This window comes from Candidatus Accumulibacter phosphatis (assembly GCF_000024165.1).
In the GTDB taxonomy this organism is placed as follows: domain Bacteria; phylum Pseudomonadota; class Gammaproteobacteria; order Burkholderiales; family Rhodocyclaceae; genus Accumulibacter; species Accumulibacter phosphatis.
The window spans coordinates 67,242-84,356 of sequence record NC_013193.1 but is presented as its reverse complement, the minus strand read 5'-3'; the positions used below and the strand labels follow the sequence as shown (position 1 = coordinate 84,356).

At 63.0% G+C, this 17,115-nt stretch carries 14 protein-coding genes; 7 read left to right on the top strand and 7 right to left on the bottom strand.

All coding sequences use genetic code 11. The annotated features are described in order from the left end of the window. Nucleotides 1-21 precede the first annotated feature (21 nt). Nucleotides 22-414, bottom strand: coding sequence for a CzcE family metal-binding protein (locus CAP2UW1_RS22560; protein ID WP_012806757.1), 393 nt, complete (start codon nucleotides 412-414; stop codon nucleotides 22-24). 446 nt (nucleotides 415-860) lie between these two features. Between CAP2UW1_RS22560 and CAP2UW1_RS22555 the strand changes: the two genes are divergently transcribed. Together CAP2UW1_RS22555 and CAP2UW1_RS22550 are read left to right on the top strand one after the other, a co-directional pair. Further along, complete coding sequence (locus CAP2UW1_RS22555) at nucleotides 861-1,328, top strand: hypothetical protein (protein WP_041568871.1); 468 nt, start codon at nucleotides 861-863, stop codon at nucleotides 1,326-1,328. A 29-nt stretch (nucleotides 1,329-1,357) separates the two neighbouring features. Next, nucleotides 1,358-1,798, top strand: a complete 441-nt coding sequence (locus CAP2UW1_RS22550) for a hypothetical protein (RefSeq protein WP_041568870.1) — start codon at nucleotides 1,358-1,360, stop codon at nucleotides 1,796-1,798. A 434-nt stretch (nucleotides 1,799-2,232) separates the two neighbouring features. Here the strand turns inward: CAP2UW1_RS22550 and CAP2UW1_RS22545 are convergent, their stop codons facing one another. The 6 genes from CAP2UW1_RS22545 to traJ are packed head-to-tail and all read right to left on the bottom strand — an operon-like array spanning nucleotide 2,233 to nucleotide 10,352. Next, nucleotides 2,233-4,944, bottom strand: a complete 2,712-nt coding sequence (locus CAP2UW1_RS22545) for a zincin-like metallopeptidase domain-containing protein (protein WP_012806756.1) — start codon at nucleotides 4,942-4,944, stop codon at nucleotides 2,233-2,235. Between the two features lie 5 nt (nucleotides 4,945-4,949). Next, complete coding sequence (locus tag CAP2UW1_RS22540; protein ID WP_012806755.1) at nucleotides 4,950-5,237, bottom strand: hypothetical protein; 288 nt, start codon at nucleotides 5,235-5,237, stop codon at nucleotides 4,950-4,952. A gap of 43 nt (nucleotides 5,238-5,280) precedes the next feature. Continuing rightward, the gene (traF, locus tag CAP2UW1_RS22535; protein ID WP_012806754.1) at nucleotides 5,281-5,817 is read right to left on the bottom strand and encodes a conjugative transfer signal peptidase TraF; all 537 of its coding nucleotides are present in this window, start codon (nucleotides 5,815-5,817) and stop codon (nucleotides 5,281-5,283) included. Beyond that, on the bottom strand, nucleotides 5,814-7,724 hold the full coding sequence (locus CAP2UW1_RS22530; RefSeq protein ID WP_012806753.1) for a type IV secretory system conjugative DNA transfer family protein: 1,911 nt from the start codon (nucleotides 7,722-7,724) through the stop codon (nucleotides 5,814-5,816). Before CAP2UW1_RS22530 ends, traF begins: the two co-directional genes overlap by 4 nt. Continuing rightward, complete coding sequence (gene traI / locus CAP2UW1_RS22525; protein ID WP_012806752.1) at nucleotides 7,721-9,946, bottom strand: TraI/MobA(P) family conjugative relaxase; 2,226 nt, start codon at nucleotides 9,944-9,946, stop codon at nucleotides 7,721-7,723. Before traI ends, CAP2UW1_RS22530 begins: the two co-directional genes overlap by 4 nt. A 34-nt stretch (nucleotides 9,947-9,980) precedes the next feature. After that, entirely contained in the window at nucleotides 9,981-10,352 is a 372-nt protein-coding gene (gene traJ, locus CAP2UW1_RS22520; RefSeq protein ID WP_012806751.1) for a conjugal transfer transcriptional regulator TraJ, read from the bottom strand. Between the two features lie 344 nt (nucleotides 10,353-10,696). Here traJ and CAP2UW1_RS22515 point away from each other — a divergent pair, with 344 nt between their 5' ends. The 5 genes from CAP2UW1_RS22515 to istB all read left to right on the top strand — a co-directional run bounded on the left by CAP2UW1_RS22515 (nucleotide 10,697) and on the right by istB (nucleotide 15,119). Next, entirely contained in the window at nucleotides 10,697-11,095 is a 399-nt protein-coding gene (locus CAP2UW1_RS22515) for a TraK family protein (RefSeq protein ID WP_012806750.1), read from the top strand. Next, nucleotides 11,095-11,820 carry a nucleotide-binding protein gene (locus tag CAP2UW1_RS22510; protein ID WP_012806749.1) on the top strand — a complete coding sequence of 242 codons (726 nt, stop codon included), beginning with the start codon at nucleotides 11,095-11,097 and terminating at the stop codon, nucleotides 11,818-11,820. The genes CAP2UW1_RS22515 and CAP2UW1_RS22510 overlap by 1 nt, the downstream gene beginning before the upstream one ends. Beyond that, nucleotides 11,820-12,257 (top strand): conjugal transfer protein TraM, encoded by a 438-nt coding sequence (locus CAP2UW1_RS22505; RefSeq protein ID WP_012806748.1) that lies wholly within the window; start codon nucleotides 11,820-11,822, stop codon nucleotides 12,255-12,257. Before CAP2UW1_RS22510 ends, CAP2UW1_RS22505 begins: the two co-directional genes overlap by 1 nt. A gap of 480 nt (nucleotides 12,258-12,737) precedes the next feature. Continuing rightward, a complete protein-coding gene (istA, locus tag CAP2UW1_RS22500) occupies nucleotides 12,738-14,276 on the top strand; it encodes an IS21 family transposase (RefSeq protein ID WP_012806747.1) in 1,539 nt (512 codons plus the stop codon). A 54-nt stretch (nucleotides 14,277-14,330) separates the two neighbouring features. After that, nucleotides 14,331-15,119 carry an IS21-like element helper ATPase IstB gene (gene istB, locus CAP2UW1_RS22495; RefSeq protein WP_012806746.1) on the top strand — a complete coding sequence of 263 codons (789 nt, stop codon included), beginning with the start codon at nucleotides 14,331-14,333 and terminating at the stop codon, nucleotides 15,117-15,119. Nucleotides 15,120-17,115 lie beyond the last annotated feature (1,996 nt).

The window sequence follows — 17,115 nt, the reverse complement described above, 5'->3', positions numbered from 1 at the left end:
GTCATCCGGCAGTCAGGTTGTTCAGCCCCCCTGGTAGGCGGGGTTTTCTCTTACATAAACGGTGATGCCATCGGCTCCCGGTACGATCGTGGAGAGCGGAAAGGCCGCCGTGCCGAGCGTATCGAAGGTCCAGACAACACTCTTGCCATCGACATTGAGCTTGAGAGTTTCCAGGCGCGTGACGTTGAGATACTTGCCACCGCTGGGCAGGCTGACCTCGCGGTCGGCATTTTTCGTGGCGGCGTAGCCGAACGGAGCCAGTTGATTGGCCGTCGGAGCGCTCTGGCTTTCCGAAACGTGGCGCAGCCAGTGGTCGATGCGGGCTTCGGAATAATCTTCGTGCGCGTAGCTCGTTCCGGCGGCAGCGAGGCCGATCGCAGCGATCAGGGCAAGTTTGGAAAAATTCGTTTTCATGGTTCTCTCCTTGTGACATCGGGTTAATCGTGTCGGACTCATTTCGTCCAACCGCGATGCCATCTTACGAGTCCGATACCAACAGGACGCTGACCCACGCGTTACGTTTTTGAAAGGTTTCGTACGCAAATTGTCAGGAAGCGAACCGCAGATTTCGTACCGCAGCGTTTATCCTAAGGTTTAGGCTTTTCCCAAGGCTGCGCTTGGGAAAAGAGGTTCTCCTTCTGAGAACAGCCGAAAACCGAGTGGTCGGGATGGTGTGATGCCCTGGCCCCCTTACCGCATTGGCTGGGCAGCTGACCCCCCTACGGTCGCGACAGGGGTAGCTCAGGGCGAGCAGCCGTTCTCACGCCGGGTGAGGGGAAAGAATCCGTTGGCGCTACAGCGGTCAAAGGATCAACGGGATTTTCCGGTGTGCGCGGAGGCTCTTCCGATGAAACAACCCGATGACTTGTCGGCGTATTACGAGGAACTTCTCGAAGGCCGCCTATGATTGTGTCGATCGCATCGTGCTCAACGGCTACTTTCCGCTTGGCCAGCAAGGTGGCGCTTTCCGTACCTGGTGGCGAGTACTGACCGGATCGGACGCCACCCTGGATGCGGACCACCTGATGCAAATGGCTGGCCGTTTCAGCCACCGGGTTCATGCTTGGGCCAAGGGACACGGCATTCCCCTGATCCATTGCCCGCCCGATCAGCGCAAGCACGAGTTGGCCGAGAAGTACCTGCCCGCGGATCTACAGTTTCGCGGTCTGTTCCTGATCCTCGTCGCCAGGGCGCCCGCCCTGGTCTGGAAGGTCACGACCTGCAAGAGCGGTGCCCCCACCTGGAGCGCAAGAAGCCCTGGCCCTACGTCAATCATTACCACTTTCCCCTCATCGACCCCGAGTGGGGTCACCTCACCATCAAAATGAGCGGACACCCGCCTTTCGGTGTCCAACTCATGCTCAACGGTCACGAATGGGTCGAACGGCAGGCCCGCGCGCAGGCCATCTCCTTGGAGAAGGAGGGTAACTGCTTCGTCGGGGGTTCGTTCCAGGCTTTGGATCAGCTCGCAGATACCTTGTGCGATGAGCACGCCATAGGGCGACTGGCCGAGGTCTGTGACCGTTGGGTGTACTCAAGCTGCCTGTGCTTCGCGCTGACGATCGAGGAGCAAGAGCGCAGCCGCTTCCGGCACCGCTACTCGGTCTATCAAATCGAGTACAGCCGCAATCTCTTGTTCGTCCGTGGCACCACCCTGGATGCGATCTTCCAGGGCTTGATTGATCGTACCCAGCGCCTGCTCGACGTGCCGATCCTGCGCACGCTGTTCGGCCGCCAACAACGACCCCGCTGGCGTGGCGACACACGCCATCCTGCATCCAGTGACTGCTTTCCGTAGCGTAGCGGTCGGTCAGGCGAGAAGATCGACATCCCCAGCCGAATGACCGCTTACGGTTGATCGCCCCCAGGTCACCGTCGCCTTTGGGGACAAGTCCCTACCGTCCGCTTAAGGCCGGCCCCCGACGGACGCCATCCTGCACGCAGCGACCGCTGCTCCTTCAAACCTGCCGATCACGCAAGAGTAGCACTGCTGAGTATCGAACGGCGGCTTTCGATTTGTCGCGGCGTGCGGTGAATGGCCGCTTTCAAGAGCCTCCACTGGCGGCTATCGGCCGTGGCCTCTCATCGACACATTGAGACAGGGGAAAGCCTAATCCCGATTACGACCCGGAACCGACAGTCGCCGTTTTTGAAAGCGTCCATCCACCACAAGGGGCTGCCGAGCAACGAACAAGCGGCATCGCGGTACAACTTGCGATGCCGCCGTAGGTATCATCCGACCTTCGCTACCCGACGCACTGCCTGCTCCTGCCTTTCCCCGCGCGCCCGCCCCTCGACACTGCGCCCCCGCTGCCACTCGATCACGTCATCAACCACCGACCGAACCTGCCGCGCAATCCCTTCCTGCCCGAGCACGCTCTTGGTAGCCAGGTCATTGAAGTCGGTGAAGCCCTTGGGGTTCGCGGCTTGCTCGCCGGGCGCGAAGATCGGCAGTAGCAGCTTGCCGCCGACCGCCCGGGCGGCTTCCTCGGCCTTGCTGCGGCCGGGGTTCACGCCCTGGGTGGCTTCCAGGTGCTTGTCGTCGTCGCCGGCGATCACGATCGGTTTGTCCGGGTACTTCTCGTGCAGGGCCTTGGCGACGGGCACCAGATTCCCCGAGTCGAAGGCGGCGACGGTCGCGAAGCCCAGCGTTTGTGACAGGCTGCCGGCGGTGGCGTAGCCTTCTCCGATGACCAGGACGGGTGCCTTGGCCAGCGCGTCCAGGCCGCCGATCGCATGGAAGCAGACCTCCTTGCGGCTGTCCTTGGCGAAGCGCTTGCTGCCGTCCTCGCGGATGTACTGCATCGTCCATTGCTTGCCGTCGACGTCGGTGGCCGGGATGTAGGTTTTCTGGCCTTCGCGGTCGGTGAAGACGCCGGGCTGTGGTTCGATGCCCTTGGCGTTCATGTACGCGGTCGGCTCGATGACCGGCAGCAGCTTCGCCATCTGCCGGGCGACACGCTGCGCGGTCTGCTCGTGCAGCCGCTCTTGTTCGGCGGTTCTGGCTTGCAGCTTCTCGGCCGCCTCGGCGAGCATCCGGGCTTTCTGCTCGGGTTCGAACGTGTAGCCCTTCGATTTCCACTTCAGGTCGATGCCGATCTTGTTGTTCTTCATGTAGCCAGCCGGGTGGCCGTCCAGGTGGCCGACATAGAAGCCCGACCCGGATTTCTCGCTGTGTTTCTCGCCTTCGACGCTGATGCGGTGCTTCTGGCCGTCCATGATCGGGTGGTCGCCGCTCACCACGCAGCCGATCGAGCGCAGTGCTTCGGCGAACTCGTCCCTCGGCGTCATCGCCGGGCCTTGCTGAGTGGGCACGTTCTCGGGCTTCCAGCGCTTGAGCTTGGCCAGGTCGGCTTTTGGCCCGGCGTACCAGGACTTCGCGGCTTTGTCCCACACGGCGCCGGCCGCCTTGGCGGCGACGCGTTCGCCGTAGGGAACGGCAAGATACTGGCGCGGCGGGGTGGCTGGCGACTGCTTGGGTCGGGCCTGGGGAGCAGCCGCCGGCGTCCACCGGGCAAAGGGGGCTGGATCCACACCGGCCGGGACATACCAGGACTGTTCCTGACGATCCCACCGCGCACCCAGCGCTTTCGCCTCGTCCTTCTGCGGGTAGGGAACGTCGATCCAGATCTTGCTGGACTGGCTGGCCTGGTCTACCTGACCGGCCTGGGTAGTCTGCTGCTCGCGTTCGTGTTCAGCGATCTGCCGTTGCAGGTCCTTGTCATTGAGGAGCGCGGCGACGTCGGCCGACTTGCGCGCTTCTCGGGCGGCGGCAATGTCCTCATCGGTGCTGTTGGGGTCGCGGCGCACCCGTTCTTCCTCGATTCGTGCCAACCGGGCCGCTTGCTCGTGCGGGTTGATCGGGTCGAGGCGGGGGTCGGCAACTGCCGCTTCGCCATCGGTCGAGTTGAGCGCCGCGCTCGCGAGCACGGGGGTCTGCGTGAAGCTCTTCATGGCCGCCTCCTGATTCTCTGTGTTGTCGTGGTTCTCTGCGCTACCCTGATTCTGTGCACTGTCCTGGGTCTGTGCCTGCTGGCTGGTCTGTTCTTGAACCTGCTGTTGTTCGAGAGCCAGCACGTAGCCGTGGATCTTCTCGGCGTCGGCCGCGGCCCGGAAAATCTCCAGCGGATCGTCCCGCAGGACATTGATCCACGTGCCGACGTAGGCCGCGTGCTGGCCGGGATCGTGGCCGATTCCGAGTTCGTCGCCCAGGATCATGCTGGCGATTTCGGCCCGCAGTTCCTCCTTCGCGTAGCCCTCGCTGCCAAAAGGATGCGCCAGGTCGCGATCCAGGCGTGATGGGTGGCCAGTCCAGTGCCCGAGTTCGTGCAGTGCGATCGCGTAATAGTTGTCGGCGCTAGGAAACTGGCCCTTGTCGGGAAGGTGGATGCTGTCGGTCCGCAAGCGGTAGAAGGCGCGGTTCTGCCCCCCGTGCTGGATCACGGCCCGGGACGCCTGCAGGATGGCTTCGGCGCGCTCGACGGCGTCCCAGGTCTGTTCCCTGCGTTGCATCGCCGGCAGGCCGTCGATCTGCTCGGCGTTGAAGACGGTGGCGAAGAACACCCGCGGCCGCTCCAGCCGCACTTCCGCTTTGACCGGCTGGCCCTGGGCATCGAGGACGGGCTTGCCGCTCTCGTCGGTCCGGGTTTGTTCCTCGCTGAACTTCCAGTACTGGATGGCCGTGCCGTGCTCGCCCTTGCGCACCTGCGCACCGGCAGCAGCGGCCTGCTTGTAGGTCAGCCAGCGTCGATCGACACGGCCCTGGCTCAGCAACTGGATGGCGTTGATGCCGCGATAGCGCTTGCCGGTAGTCGGGTTGATCGGGAGCAGGGAAGCCGCCTCGCCCGCTTCCCACGGCCGCTGCCATGGCGCGGTGCCCTGCCGCAGTTGCTCGATCAGCTTCTCGGCCACCTGTTCGTGAAAGGCTTTCTTGGTGTCGGCCATCCTTCTCACCTCCTCGCCTTGGTGGTGGTCGTGGCGACCGCCGCGGTGGTATCCACCAGGTCGATGTCGCTCTCGGCGGCATCCTGCTCGCTCAAGGCGTCTTCGATGAAGGCGCCGGCCTTTTCGGCCTCGTCGGGGTCGAACTCGGCCTGATAGCCGGGCGTCATCGCGTCGAGCAGCTTCTCGCGCAGCGCGTCGGCGGCGTTGGGCTGGTCGTCGGCTGCGTTGGCCTGATCGTCGGCCCTCTCGGCGAAGGTCACGTCGTTCTTGGGAAGTGTGTTTGGGTCATTCATGGCCTTTCTCCTTGCGGTTGCTGTGATGGGGCTTGCCAACTCTTTACCAGGTAAAAACAGCGCGGATCACGCCCTTGATCTGCGAACGGTGGATCGGGCCGAAGTAGCGGCCATCGAAGGACGTGCCGCTGACATCCGACATCAGCAGCAGTTCGGAACCGTCCAGCGTGAAGCGCCCGGCCGGAAAGCGCAGCAGGGGCCGGCCGTTGCTGTCGGCCCGGATCGGGGTACTGTGCGGCAGCAGCTCGCCGTTCACGCGCACACCTTCATCGCTGATGGTGACGGCGTCGCCTTTGGCGGCCAGGACGCGCTTCATCAGGTAACCGTACCCGCCCGGACAGAAGCCGGCCCCAACGTAACCCCTGGCCCTGGCGTCCTCGAAGACGCCGATGGGCGGTGGGCAGAACATCACGTAAGCGCCCTTCTCCACCGGCTCGCTGCTCAGCCAGTACAGCCCAACCGGGATGCTCTTGGTGCTGTTGATGCGGGCACCACTGGCATAGGCGAGCGCACCCAGCGCCAGGATCGCGGCGCCGGCGATGGCGGTACCCACGGCAAGGCGTCGCAGCAGGCGGTTCATAGAGTGATGCCCTCCCCTGCCGGCACGTCGTGGACGTGGATCAGCTTGTCGCTGTCCTGCGGTGCCGGGATCGCGGCGCGGGCCTGGAATATCGGGTCCTTGAAGTAGAGCGGCTGCTTGCCGTAGATCGCGGGATAGCCGGCAACGTACACGACCATGTCGCCGGCTTCTTCGATGTCGCCGTGGGCGTTCTTGATCGGGCCCGGCATGCGCAGACACTCGTCCGGGGTCAGCAGCGGGCGCTGCACCTCCTGGATGGTGCGCGACACCTGCCCCAGCAAGGCGCTCGCGCGCCGGCCGCTGGTGGTGATCTGCTCCTTGGCGACGGTGGTTTGCCCGGTCAGTTTGGAAAGGTGCTCGGCGGTCTCTACCCGGTTCGGCGGGTAGGCGTTCTGCACGTGGCAGTTCGAGGTGATGCTTTCGTCGTGGCCGTAGCCGGTTTCGCGGCTCTTGAGCTGGTTGATGTCCTGGCAGACCAGGTAGCACTTGATCCCGTAGCCGGCGACGAAGGCCAGCGACTCCTGCAGGATTTCGAGTTTCCCCAGGCTGGGGAACTCGTCGAGCATCATCAGCAGGCGGTGCCGGTAGTGGGCGACCGGCCGGCCGTTCTCGAAGTGCAGCTTATCGGCCAGGAGGTGGACGATCATGCTGACCATGACGCGCACCAGCGGCCGCAGACGGGTCTTGTCGTTCGGCTGGGTGAGGATGTACAGGCTGACCGGCTGCGCGTGGTGCATCAGGTCCCGGATCCTGAATTCGGACTTGCTGACGTTGCGCGCGACGACGGGATCGCGGTACACCGCCAGGTACGACTTGGCCGTGGACAGGACCGACCCGGCTTCTTCGTCGGGGCGATCCATCATGTCGCGGGCGGCCGATCCGACGGCCGGATGGTTCTGGCCGTCAAGGTGGCCGTAGGTGCGCATCTCCATCCAGAGCTCGGCGACATCGCGGTCTGGATCGGCCAGCAGGGCATCGACGGCCGGCAGGGTGGCCGCCGTGCCCTCGTTGGCGGCCTTGTAGAGCGCGTGCAGGATGACGCCGACCAGCAGCGCCTGGCTGGTTTTCTGCCAGTGTGATTCCAGGCCGCGGCCGTCCGGGTCGACGATCAGCGTGGCGAGATTCTGCACGTCGCCAACCTCGTGCTCGGTGCCGATGCGGATTTCGTCCAGAGGGTTCCAGCAGACGCTGCCGCTGGCCGCGGCGGGCTCGAAGCGCAGCACCTGGTTTTTCGCGTGCTGCCGGCGCCAGCCGGCGGTCAAGGCCCAGAGCTCGCCCTTCAGGTCGGTGATGACGGCGCTCTCGCCCCACGACAGGAGGGTCGGCACCACCAGGCCGACGCCCTTGCCGGAACGGGTCGGCGCGTAGCACAGGACATGCTCCGGGCCGTTGTGGCGCAGGTAATGCGAATGACCCCGCGGGTCCAGCCAGGCACCGACATAGACGCCGGCACTGGCCGCCGGCCGGGCGCCGGTGAGCGCCTGCCAGAACGTTCGCGGCCGGGGCAGCAGGCCAGACGCCTGGATGTCCTTCAGGTTGGCCCAGCGGGCCGAACCGTGCAGGTAAGGGTTCAGCCGGGACGAGTTGGCCAGGACCATCCGGCTAACCGCCAGGCCGAGCAGGCCCAGGGTGGTGACGATCATGCCGACGCTGCCGGCGCGCATGATCGCCTCCGGGTACTGCCCGTACCACTGGCCAGCCCATTGCAGGATCGACCACGGCACATACAGGTGCTCGAAGTGACGGCCCAGTGCCGCCTGGTAGCCGAAATCGTGCGCGAAGAACTGGGTGGCGGATTGCAGGCCGGCCGCCAGGGAAACCACGACCAACGCCGGGATGAGCTTGCCGGCCTTCGGCGTCGATCCTCGCACCTGGGGTCCGACGGCGTTGTTGAACTGGTCTTTCATCGGCTCCTTCCTGGCATCTTGATCGAGCCCTGGGTGACGGTGACCGGATCACCCAGGGCAAGACGCTGCATGCGTCTGGCGGTCGCTTCGTTTATCGGCAGCACGATGACTTCCTCGCCGCGTTTCAGCAGGGCCAGCGAGTGGCCATCGATCTGACGGCTGCCGGCGTAAATTGCCGCGCCCGAGTCATTCTCATTATATCGTCTATGTTTCGGTATATCGAATATTGCAAGGCGTTTTTCTTCGCGTTCGGCAATGTACTTGTCGACTGCTGCCAGCGCTGAGGAGGCTGGGGCTGGCCCGGCTCTTCCGGCCACCGCCGCTACTCCTGGCCGAGCAAGGCCCCGTCGCAAGCCGTCATCTGGTTGGGCTCCTGGGTGCTCCAGGTGATCAGGAACATGACCCGGCAATAGCACTTCACTTCCGCTGGCGATGCGAACCAGACCGAGTTGGGACAGACTTCGCAGACGGTTCTGAGCTTCGGGCGGCGGCTGGCGTCCAACCCGGCCAACGTTGGGCTTGCGGGTAGCTCGAGGGGCTGCGGCGCTGCCGACGCGGCGGCCGGCGCCGGTGGGGTGGGTTGCGTTTGGTCCAGGATGGCGAATGCGGCCTCGATCTGCTCGTCCTCGGTCAGTGCGTGCGCTTGCATCATGGCGGTTCTCCTTCGCGGTGATTTCGTTCAAGAGGGTCTGGCGGCGTTGCTCCAGGGCAGCGTCGTCAAAGGTGATCGGCAGGTCCGCGGTCGCCGCGGCGTGAGCGATGCTTTCCTTGAATTCGGCGCTGCCCTTGACCGTGATGCGGTCGCCGTAGCGCGCCATGGCCATGCGCAAGGCGGCTTCCAGACCGTCTGGGGTGGCGCCACGGGACACCTGCAGCTTGTCGCCATCGTCCCGGATGGCGGATGCGCCGACGCGGTAGATGAGGGTGCCCTTCTTGGTGACGCCGTCCTGCTGCGCTTCGACGCCCTGCCCTTTTTGCTGACCACCGTTGCCGGCAATGGTGTTCCCCTGCAGGCCGAGGGCGGCCTCGCGGGCGCGCAGGGCTGCCAGCGCCTCGCTGTCGCCTTCGGTGGCCTTGCGGCGTAGCCAGTCGGCCCATGCCTGGCGCCGGTACTTGTCGTGGATGGCTTGCCGTTCTTTGCGGTACTGCTGGTGGATCTGGTTGAGCTCGTCCTTGAGCGTCCGGCTGGTCAGGGCGTAGAGCGCCTTCCTGCTCAAACCCGGGCCACCCATCAGTTTGATCGCCGCCCGCTTCAGGCGCCCGCTGCGCTTGGCGGCTTCGATCAGGCGGCTCTTGCGGTCACGGGCCTGTGTCCACTCGACCGTGCGCGCAGCGCCGTGGCCTTGCTGCTCGGCGCGGTACCTGGCGTAAAGCTCGACCGTATCGACGCGCATCCGGAAGGGGCGCGGCTGGTACTGCCGGGTCGGCTGGTCGGCCTGGTTCGCCAGCCGCTCGGGTGAAGGCTCGAAGCGGCCGAAGCGGGCCTCGAGCTTGGCCAGGGACAGTTCGCGAGCAACGGAACTCGCCTTGACCATCGTGCCGGCCGCGTCGGCGATGACCAGACCATTGCCCCGCTCGCGGATTTCGAGGCCGTTGTCGCGCAGGGCCTGGTGCAGCTCGGCCCAGCTTTGCGCGCCCTGGATCTGTTCCAGGCATTCGCGTCGGATCCAGCCGAGCAGGCTCTCGATGCCCGCGTGCCGCTCCATGTCGTCTGCCCGGTTCTCGGCCCCGCGCTTCTGTGCCTGGTGGTTGTCGCGTTGCAGCCCGTATTCGCTTTCCAGCTTCTCGCACAACTCGCCCAGCGTCTTGTGGTCGCGGTACGGGTCGTGGATCGTGTAGCGGGTCGGGTGAATCTTGTTGATGGCGATGTGCAGGTGCAGGTTGTCGGTGTCCTGGTGCACGGTACTGACCCGCTGATGCTCGCCGTAGCCTAGTCCTTCGCAGATTCGCCACTCGATCGCCTGCAGCGTCGCCGCGTCGGGCTGCTCGCCGGCGCGAAAGCTGACGATCAGGTGATAGGTCTTGTCGGACTCGGCGCGCCTGTTCTGCGCCTGGGTATTGAGCACTTCGAGGATCGCTGCATCGGGCCGCTCGGCGTGGCAGTTGGTGACCGAGACGCCCGTCACCCGCTCGCGCTTCTGCTGCTCATCGATGAGGTACTTCACCAAGCCGGCGAAGTCGCTCTTCCTGACCGACTTCATGGGGACGTGCTTGGCGATCATCCCGGACTTCCGGGAATTTCAGCGGCTAAAGTTCTCATCGGTCGGATCTCGGTCTGACCACGTTCTGCATGACGCTGATCATCTGGCCCTGCGTCGCCTCGATCCGGGAGAGCACCGCCCGGATGGTGGACTCGCCGAACTGCGCCGTGCGGGCGTCGTTAGTCAGCCAGAGTTTCAGGAGGCCACCCAGCCGGCCGAGGTCGCCATTGATCCGCGCCAGCTCCTCGACCTGCTTGTGGTCCACGATGCCGCGCACCTGGTAGCCGACGCCGACGTTCAGCAGGTAGGTCGACAGGCTCAGGCCGACGGCTCTGGCGTTCGCCGCGACCTGTTGCCGTTCTTCGGGAAGGCAGTACACCTTGATCGGTGGGCTGCCTTTGCGGGTGGTCTTGTCGGTGTTCTCCATCGCGCTGTTCTCCATCGTTTTCTCCTTGCTTGTGACGGCGGTAGCCGTCCGGCCTCGCAGAGCAGGACGCCCGTTGAGCACGCAGTGCGAATAAGGCGCAGTGAAGAAGGACAAGCCGCTTGCGGGTGGGCCTACTTCACCTATCCTGCCCCGATATATGCCTTTCATACGCCAAGGGTAGCATGTCTCTGCCCTTGCTTGTAGCTTTTTATTCGTTATATCCTTTGTTGTGTGAAGACAGAAACGGGCTGACAACGATCAAACAACGGTGGAGAACAGGTAAGCCTGCTGCAACGAGGACGAAACAATGACGGAACAACGGCAACAGCAACGCCGGGGGATCGATGGCCAAGAGCTTGTCGGCGCGCATCGCTGAACGGATCGCGCGCAAGAAGCCGGCCGGCAATGTGCGCAACCGGGCGGCGTTCCTGGCTCTGCGTGGCGAGGTGAAGCAGGCCATCGACGATGGCTGGCCGGTCAAGACGATCTGGGAAACGCTGCACGACGAAGAGAAGGTCGCCTTCAGCTACCAGGCGTTTCGCGGCTACGTGAATCGCTTGATTCTGTCGCCGCCGGCAGACGGACAAGCTGCGCCGGTGCCGGTGGTGGCCGATCAGCCCAGGCAGGTGGCCTCGAGGTTGGCCCCGCAGTCAGCCACAAACCCGGCCGAAAGGAAAGCAGAGAAGCCAACCGCGACCGGCTTCACATTCAACCGAACACCGAAGAAGGAGGATTTACTCTGATGGCCAAGATTCACATGGTTCTGCAAGGCAAGGGCGGCGTCGGCAAGTCGTTCATCGCGACGGTGATTGCGCAGTACAAGATCAGCAAGGGGCAACAGCCCCTGTGCATCGACACTGACCCGGTGAACGCCACCTTCCACGGCTTCAAGGCGCTCAACGTCCGGCTCCTGGAAATCATGCAGGGCGACGAGATCCAGACCCGCAACTTCGACACCCTGGTCGAACTGATTGCCCCGTCGAAAGACGACGTGATAATCGACAACGGCGCCAGTTCCTTCGTACCGCTGACGCACTACCTGATCAGCAACCAGGTGCCGGCGCTGCTGCAGGAGATGGGGCACGAGATGGTGGTGCACACCGTGATCACGGGCAGCCAGGCCCTCCTCGACACGGTCAGCGGCTTCGCCCAGCTCGCCAGCCAGTTCCCGGCCGAAGCGCTCTTCGTGGTCTGGCTCAATCCGTTCTGGGGATCGATCGAGCACGAGGGCAAGGGCTTTGAGCAGATGAAAGCCTACACGGCCAACAAGGCGCGGGTGTCGGCGATCGTGACGATCCCGGCTCTCAAGGAAGACACCTACGGCCGCGATCTGAGCGACATGCTGCTGGAACGTCTGACCTTCGACGAAGCCCTGGCGATGGACTCCCTGACGATCATGACGCGGCAGCGCCTCAAGATCGTCAAAGGGCAGCTGTTCAGCCAACTGGACAGCGCGGCGGTGTTGTGATGGCCGACCCGGTCGAAGAACTGATCAAGGAAATCGCCGCCAAGCACGGCATAGCCGTCAGCCGCGACGACCCGATCCTGATCCTGCAAACGATCAACACCCGCTTGCTACAGGACAGCGCCAAGGCCCAGCAGGTGATGCTGGATCAGTACAAGGAAGAACTGGAAGCCCTGGCGCTGCGCTGGGGTAATGATGCCAGGGACAAGGCGGAGAGGATTCTGAATGCGTCGCTGACGGCGAGCAAGGGGGCGATGGTGATGGTCATGCAGGAGGGTGCGAGGGAAGCGGCGGGGGTGGTGCGTGGGGAAGTCGACGCGGCGCTGGGGCGGGTCCGCGGCGCGATGCGTGATGCTCGACGGGTTGCTGCTTTGAATGTGGTGGCGTCGTGCATCACGTGCCTGGCGGCAGCGGTTGCGCTGTGGGCGGCGGTGCACTGAAGAGAGCTCGGCCCGCAGCAAACCGTCTAGCAGCCTTACATGGGCGCCCCTGGGTTTTTGCCAAGCATTCAATTGGGACGGTTCGCAGGGTAAAGATTGCAGCCATACATTCGGACTTTGAGCGAGGCGATGCCTCTGCCCCTGATGGAATTCGCTGATCGATGCCTCATCAGTCGGACGCGCTAGGTGCGTGACGGCCTTCGCAGCAGTAGTGCAAAACCGCGTCTGCAATGCATGCAAGAGGGGGCGCTTTCGACCCAGAAGTGCCATCCGGATTCTCAAGCTGTTAATTCGCGCCTCAATAAGGCCATTCGAGTGGCGGCACAATGAGGCCACTGGAATCGCGGCACAATGAGGCCAGTGCAATCGCGGCGTAATGAGGCCAGGTAGAAGGTAAGTAAAGCCGGTTTCGGACTTCCAATTGCGTAACCTCTGGCAATTTTGCCGGGGGCAGGCGCAATGGCTAACAGGAAGTTCGAAATGTACGAGATACGACAAATCATCCAGCGCTTGAGACTGGGCGAGAGCAATCGCGCGGTCGCCCGATCGCAAGGGGTCGGGCGCGACACGGTCGCGCAGCTACGAAACCTCGCAGCCAGCCAGAACTGGCTAGACGCGACGGGCCCGATGCCTGACGATGCCACCATTGCCCTGCATTACCGGAGCACTGGCAAAGGGGCAACCGAGGGTCCGATCAAGAATCCGAGCCATGTGTCGACGGTGGAGCCCTTTCGCGAGGACGTTCTGGCGTGGCACAGACAGGGCATCCAGGTCAGTAGCATCCGCCAGGCGTTGGCTCGCCAGCATGGCTACGACGGGAGCGTTCACGCCCTCTACCGGTTCATTCGGCGGGAAGCGCCCGACGCTCCCGTGGCGACGGTGATGCTCGACTTTGCCGTCGGCGAACAGGCCCAAGTGGACTTTGGCTCAGGGCCGCTGATCACCGACCGGCACTCCGACGAAGTCTTCAAGACCTGGTTCTTCGTCATGACCCTGGCCTGGAGCCGACACCAGTACGCCGAGCTCGTTCGGAATCAGAGCGTCGAAACCTGGCTGGCCTGTCACCGTCACGCCTTCGAGTGGTTCAACGGGGTGCCGCGCAAGGTTCGCATCGATAACCCGAAATGCGCCATCACGCGCGCCTGCTACTACGAGCCGACCGTGCAGCGGGCCTACGGGGAACTCGCTCTTGGCTACACCTTCGTGATCGACCCCTGTCCGGTCGCGGACCCCGCCAAGAAGGGCCGCGTCGAGGCGGGCGTCAAATATGTCAAGCGCAACTTCATGCCGCTACGCGAGTTCCATAGCCTGGCGCACGCCAATGAGCAGTTGCAGACCTGGGTCCGGGACGAGGCGGGAAACCGGATACACGGTAGCACGCGCGAGCGGCCACTCAAGCGGTTCAATGAAACCGAGCAGGCCCTCTTGCAGCCGCTGCCGGCCATCGCCCCGGCATGCCCGACCTGGGCCAAGGCGAAACTGCATGGCAACTGTCATGTCCAGCACGAGTACTGCCAGTATTCCGCGCCGTTTCGCCTGATCCACCAGACGCTCTGGCTGGAGATCACGCCGGATGCACTGCGCATCTATCAGGAGCATGAGCTGGTCGCGATCCATCCGCGCCTGTTCAAGCGCGGGGACCATTCCACCGTACAGGATCACCTGCCGCCCCATGCCCAGGCCTACTTCATGCGCGATCCGCAGTGGTGCCTGGCGCAGGCCATGACCATCGGGCCGGCCTGTCTGGCGGTGGTCGAGAGCCTGTTCGCCAACCGCGTGCTCGACCACCTGCGCGCCGCTCAGGGGCTCCTTCGACTCGGCGACCAGTTCGGACGCGGCCGGCTGGACGCGGCCTGTAGCCGTGCGCTGAACTTTGGCACGCCAAGCTATCGCACGATCAAGCAGATCCTCAATACCGGGCTCGATCAGCAACCCGAGCTGATCGAGTCACCCGCGCTGGACGCGCCTTATCTGGACGGGGGCCGTTTCAGCCGTAGTCCCAACGACTCTCTCCATTGAGCCGACACGCGGCACCTCAATCCTCGCACCTTCATTCCCTGACGGAGTTCCCTCATGAATCCCGTGCCTCAACTCGAACCTCTCCTCAAGCAACTGCGCCTGTCCGGCATCCTCGATTCACTCGACGCCAGAAATCGCCAGGCCATCGAGGCCAAACTGGCTTACACCGATTTCCTCGCGCTCCTGGTGCAAGACGAAATCGCCCGTCGCGATCAGCGCCAGTTCGCCCAGCGCCTGCGCAAGGCGCAGGTGATCGGTGACAAGACCCTGGAACGTTTTGATTACACCCACAGTCCGTCGGTCAATCATGCCCTGATCGCCGAACTGGCGACCTGCCGATTCGTCACCGAACATTCATCCGTTCTGATCGCCGGCCCCACCGGGACCGGCAAGTCACATCTCGTTCAGTCGCTCTGTCATTGTGCGCTGCGCGCCGGCCATGAGGTGTTGTTCATTTCGCACACCAAACTGCTGGCGCAGCTCCAGGCTGCCCGAGCCACCGACACGTTTGAGCGCAAGCTACGGCAACTGGCGCGCATCGATGTCCTCGCCATCGATGACTTCGGTTTGCGTCCCATGCGCTCACCGCAGGATGAGGATTTCCACGATCTCATCGACGCACGCTACGAGCGGACCACCAGCTTGCTCACTAGCAATCTTCACTTCGACGAGTGGGGTGCGGCATTTCCCAACAAGTTGATGGGGGCAGCAACGCTTGATCGCTTGCGCGACGGGGCCTATCGCATCGTCCTCGACGGGGAGACGCGGCGCAAGCCACGGCCGATGCCGGAATCGACCTCGGCCGCACGCATCCCGCCTGCAACCCTCCAGGCTGCCCGCTAGCACCCTCTCGCCCATCACACCCTGGGGCGCTGCCCCAGACCCCGCACTCGCCGTGAGGCAGCCGCCGGGGATGAAAAAACTCCTCCCCGACAACTGCCTCCAGTGTCACCGCCCTCCAGGCTGTCAAGGGGCTTTCGCGGCATAAACGCGAGAAGCACGCATTTATTCCACGGTCCCCTGGACATCCTTCCGGACGCCAGTCTACGGTTTGCTAAAAACCAAAAAACGGCGTAAAAACTCACCCGTCCGAAACCGTAAAACGACCACTTCTACTGGCCGCATTACGCCGCGATTCGGTGGCCGCATTAGGCCGCGATTTGACACAAGCTAACCGACAGCTACGAAGCGGCACCAGTCACTGGCTGCAGGATGGCGTCCGTCGGCAACCGGCCAGGAAGAGATGGTGAAGCAGTCCAATCAAGGCAGCCATTTTGAAGCGGTCTGGGTATATGCTATCCACCTAGCCTGGGAAACGCTGCTTTTCACGATTCCTTTATACAGTACAGAATTCCCATGGATACGGCGCGAAGCCTTCTAATGTAAGGCTTCCACCGTTCTGAGCGACGCCGAGTTAGGGAGCAGGCGGCGGAGTTGTGGCGCGAGACTGTCTCCCGATAACAAAGTTAGCCATCCCAAGATGACCCTTCCAGCTCACAAGACTACAGACGGCGCCGCCGCTGCCCGTTACGCAGCAGGCCTTCTCGGGGTTGCCACCTGTGCCGAGACTACGGCCACCACGATGGCCGAGGATGCCGGCAAGGTCGACGTGAAGTTCTCGTTTCGTCACATAGTGGCGACGGGAAAGCTAATCACCGCCCATGCTCAAGTAAAGGCTGGGCCGTCGTATCGCCGAGACTCATCGAATACGCAGTTTTTAACACTTCGAATTGACAAGGCAACACTTCAAGCCCTTTCAGGGACTGGCATGCCCGGTCTGGTTATTTGGGTTCCGCCGCCTCCCATGGACCGGCTCTACTGGTATGCAACCGACCCTCGAAGACCACTCAGGACGCCTGCAAAAGTTCGAAGAACGCAATACCTACGTCCATCGCTTCGCTACGACCTTTCCCGGCTGTACGACTACGCCTCATGGTCACGTCGCTATACAAAACAAACCGTCGCAGCGTTGTCTAGCGCACAGGTAATGCCAAGAGCAAAGGAAGCCTACAAGGCACTAAAGGCACAGCAGTGGCACAACCCACTTGTTGGGCCTCTTCAAATCACCCGATTTGCTTGGCGCCACATTACAAGACGGTCAAAGTCGGTAGCGAGACGCACAATGTCATTGAGAATTCTTCCCTACCTGAAAGCATTTCTTGCTAGCCCACCTGACCGCTACACCAGCAACTTCGTAGGGCTAAAGGCGAATGGCTCGATAACAACCGAAACCCGATACCTGATGTGTTGGTACCGCCAAGCACTCACGGTTGACGGAGAGAGTCACTCGCTCTTGGTCAGAATCCGCGAGGAGATCACTTACCCAACAGAATGGGCTAAACGACCGCTTAGCGACACGGAAGTTCAGCAGGTAGCGACATTGGCGGCTTGGTGGTGCAAGAGGGACAAGTGACGTATCCACCTCGGATTTCCGTACTGACACATCGTTGGAACAACGAGTCGTCCCACTTCCGTGTCATCTTACCGGGATGGTTGAGATGGATACGTCAAGGCGTATGGTACAGCCTTGCCAGCAAACCCCACAACTATGAGCTAAGCGTGCCCTACGGTGTTGGTAACCTATCGGTCAAGAGGGACACTCCGCCGGCAAGCCGGCTCCGCGCACCTTACCTCAAACGTTGAGCGGCAGCTTTTCAGATCGGGCTACTTCCGCTTTGGGTCGGTGGCTGCTAGTGGGCTGAAACATTTGAACGACTACTTCCAGTCTGATCCGGCCGTTGATTCTCGGCCTCGGAGGTTTCCCATCGAGCTGGCCGCTCCAGGACCACAAGCGGCCGCTGAGTTTTCGTGGTTTGCTGTCGGCACCCGACCCAAGGGG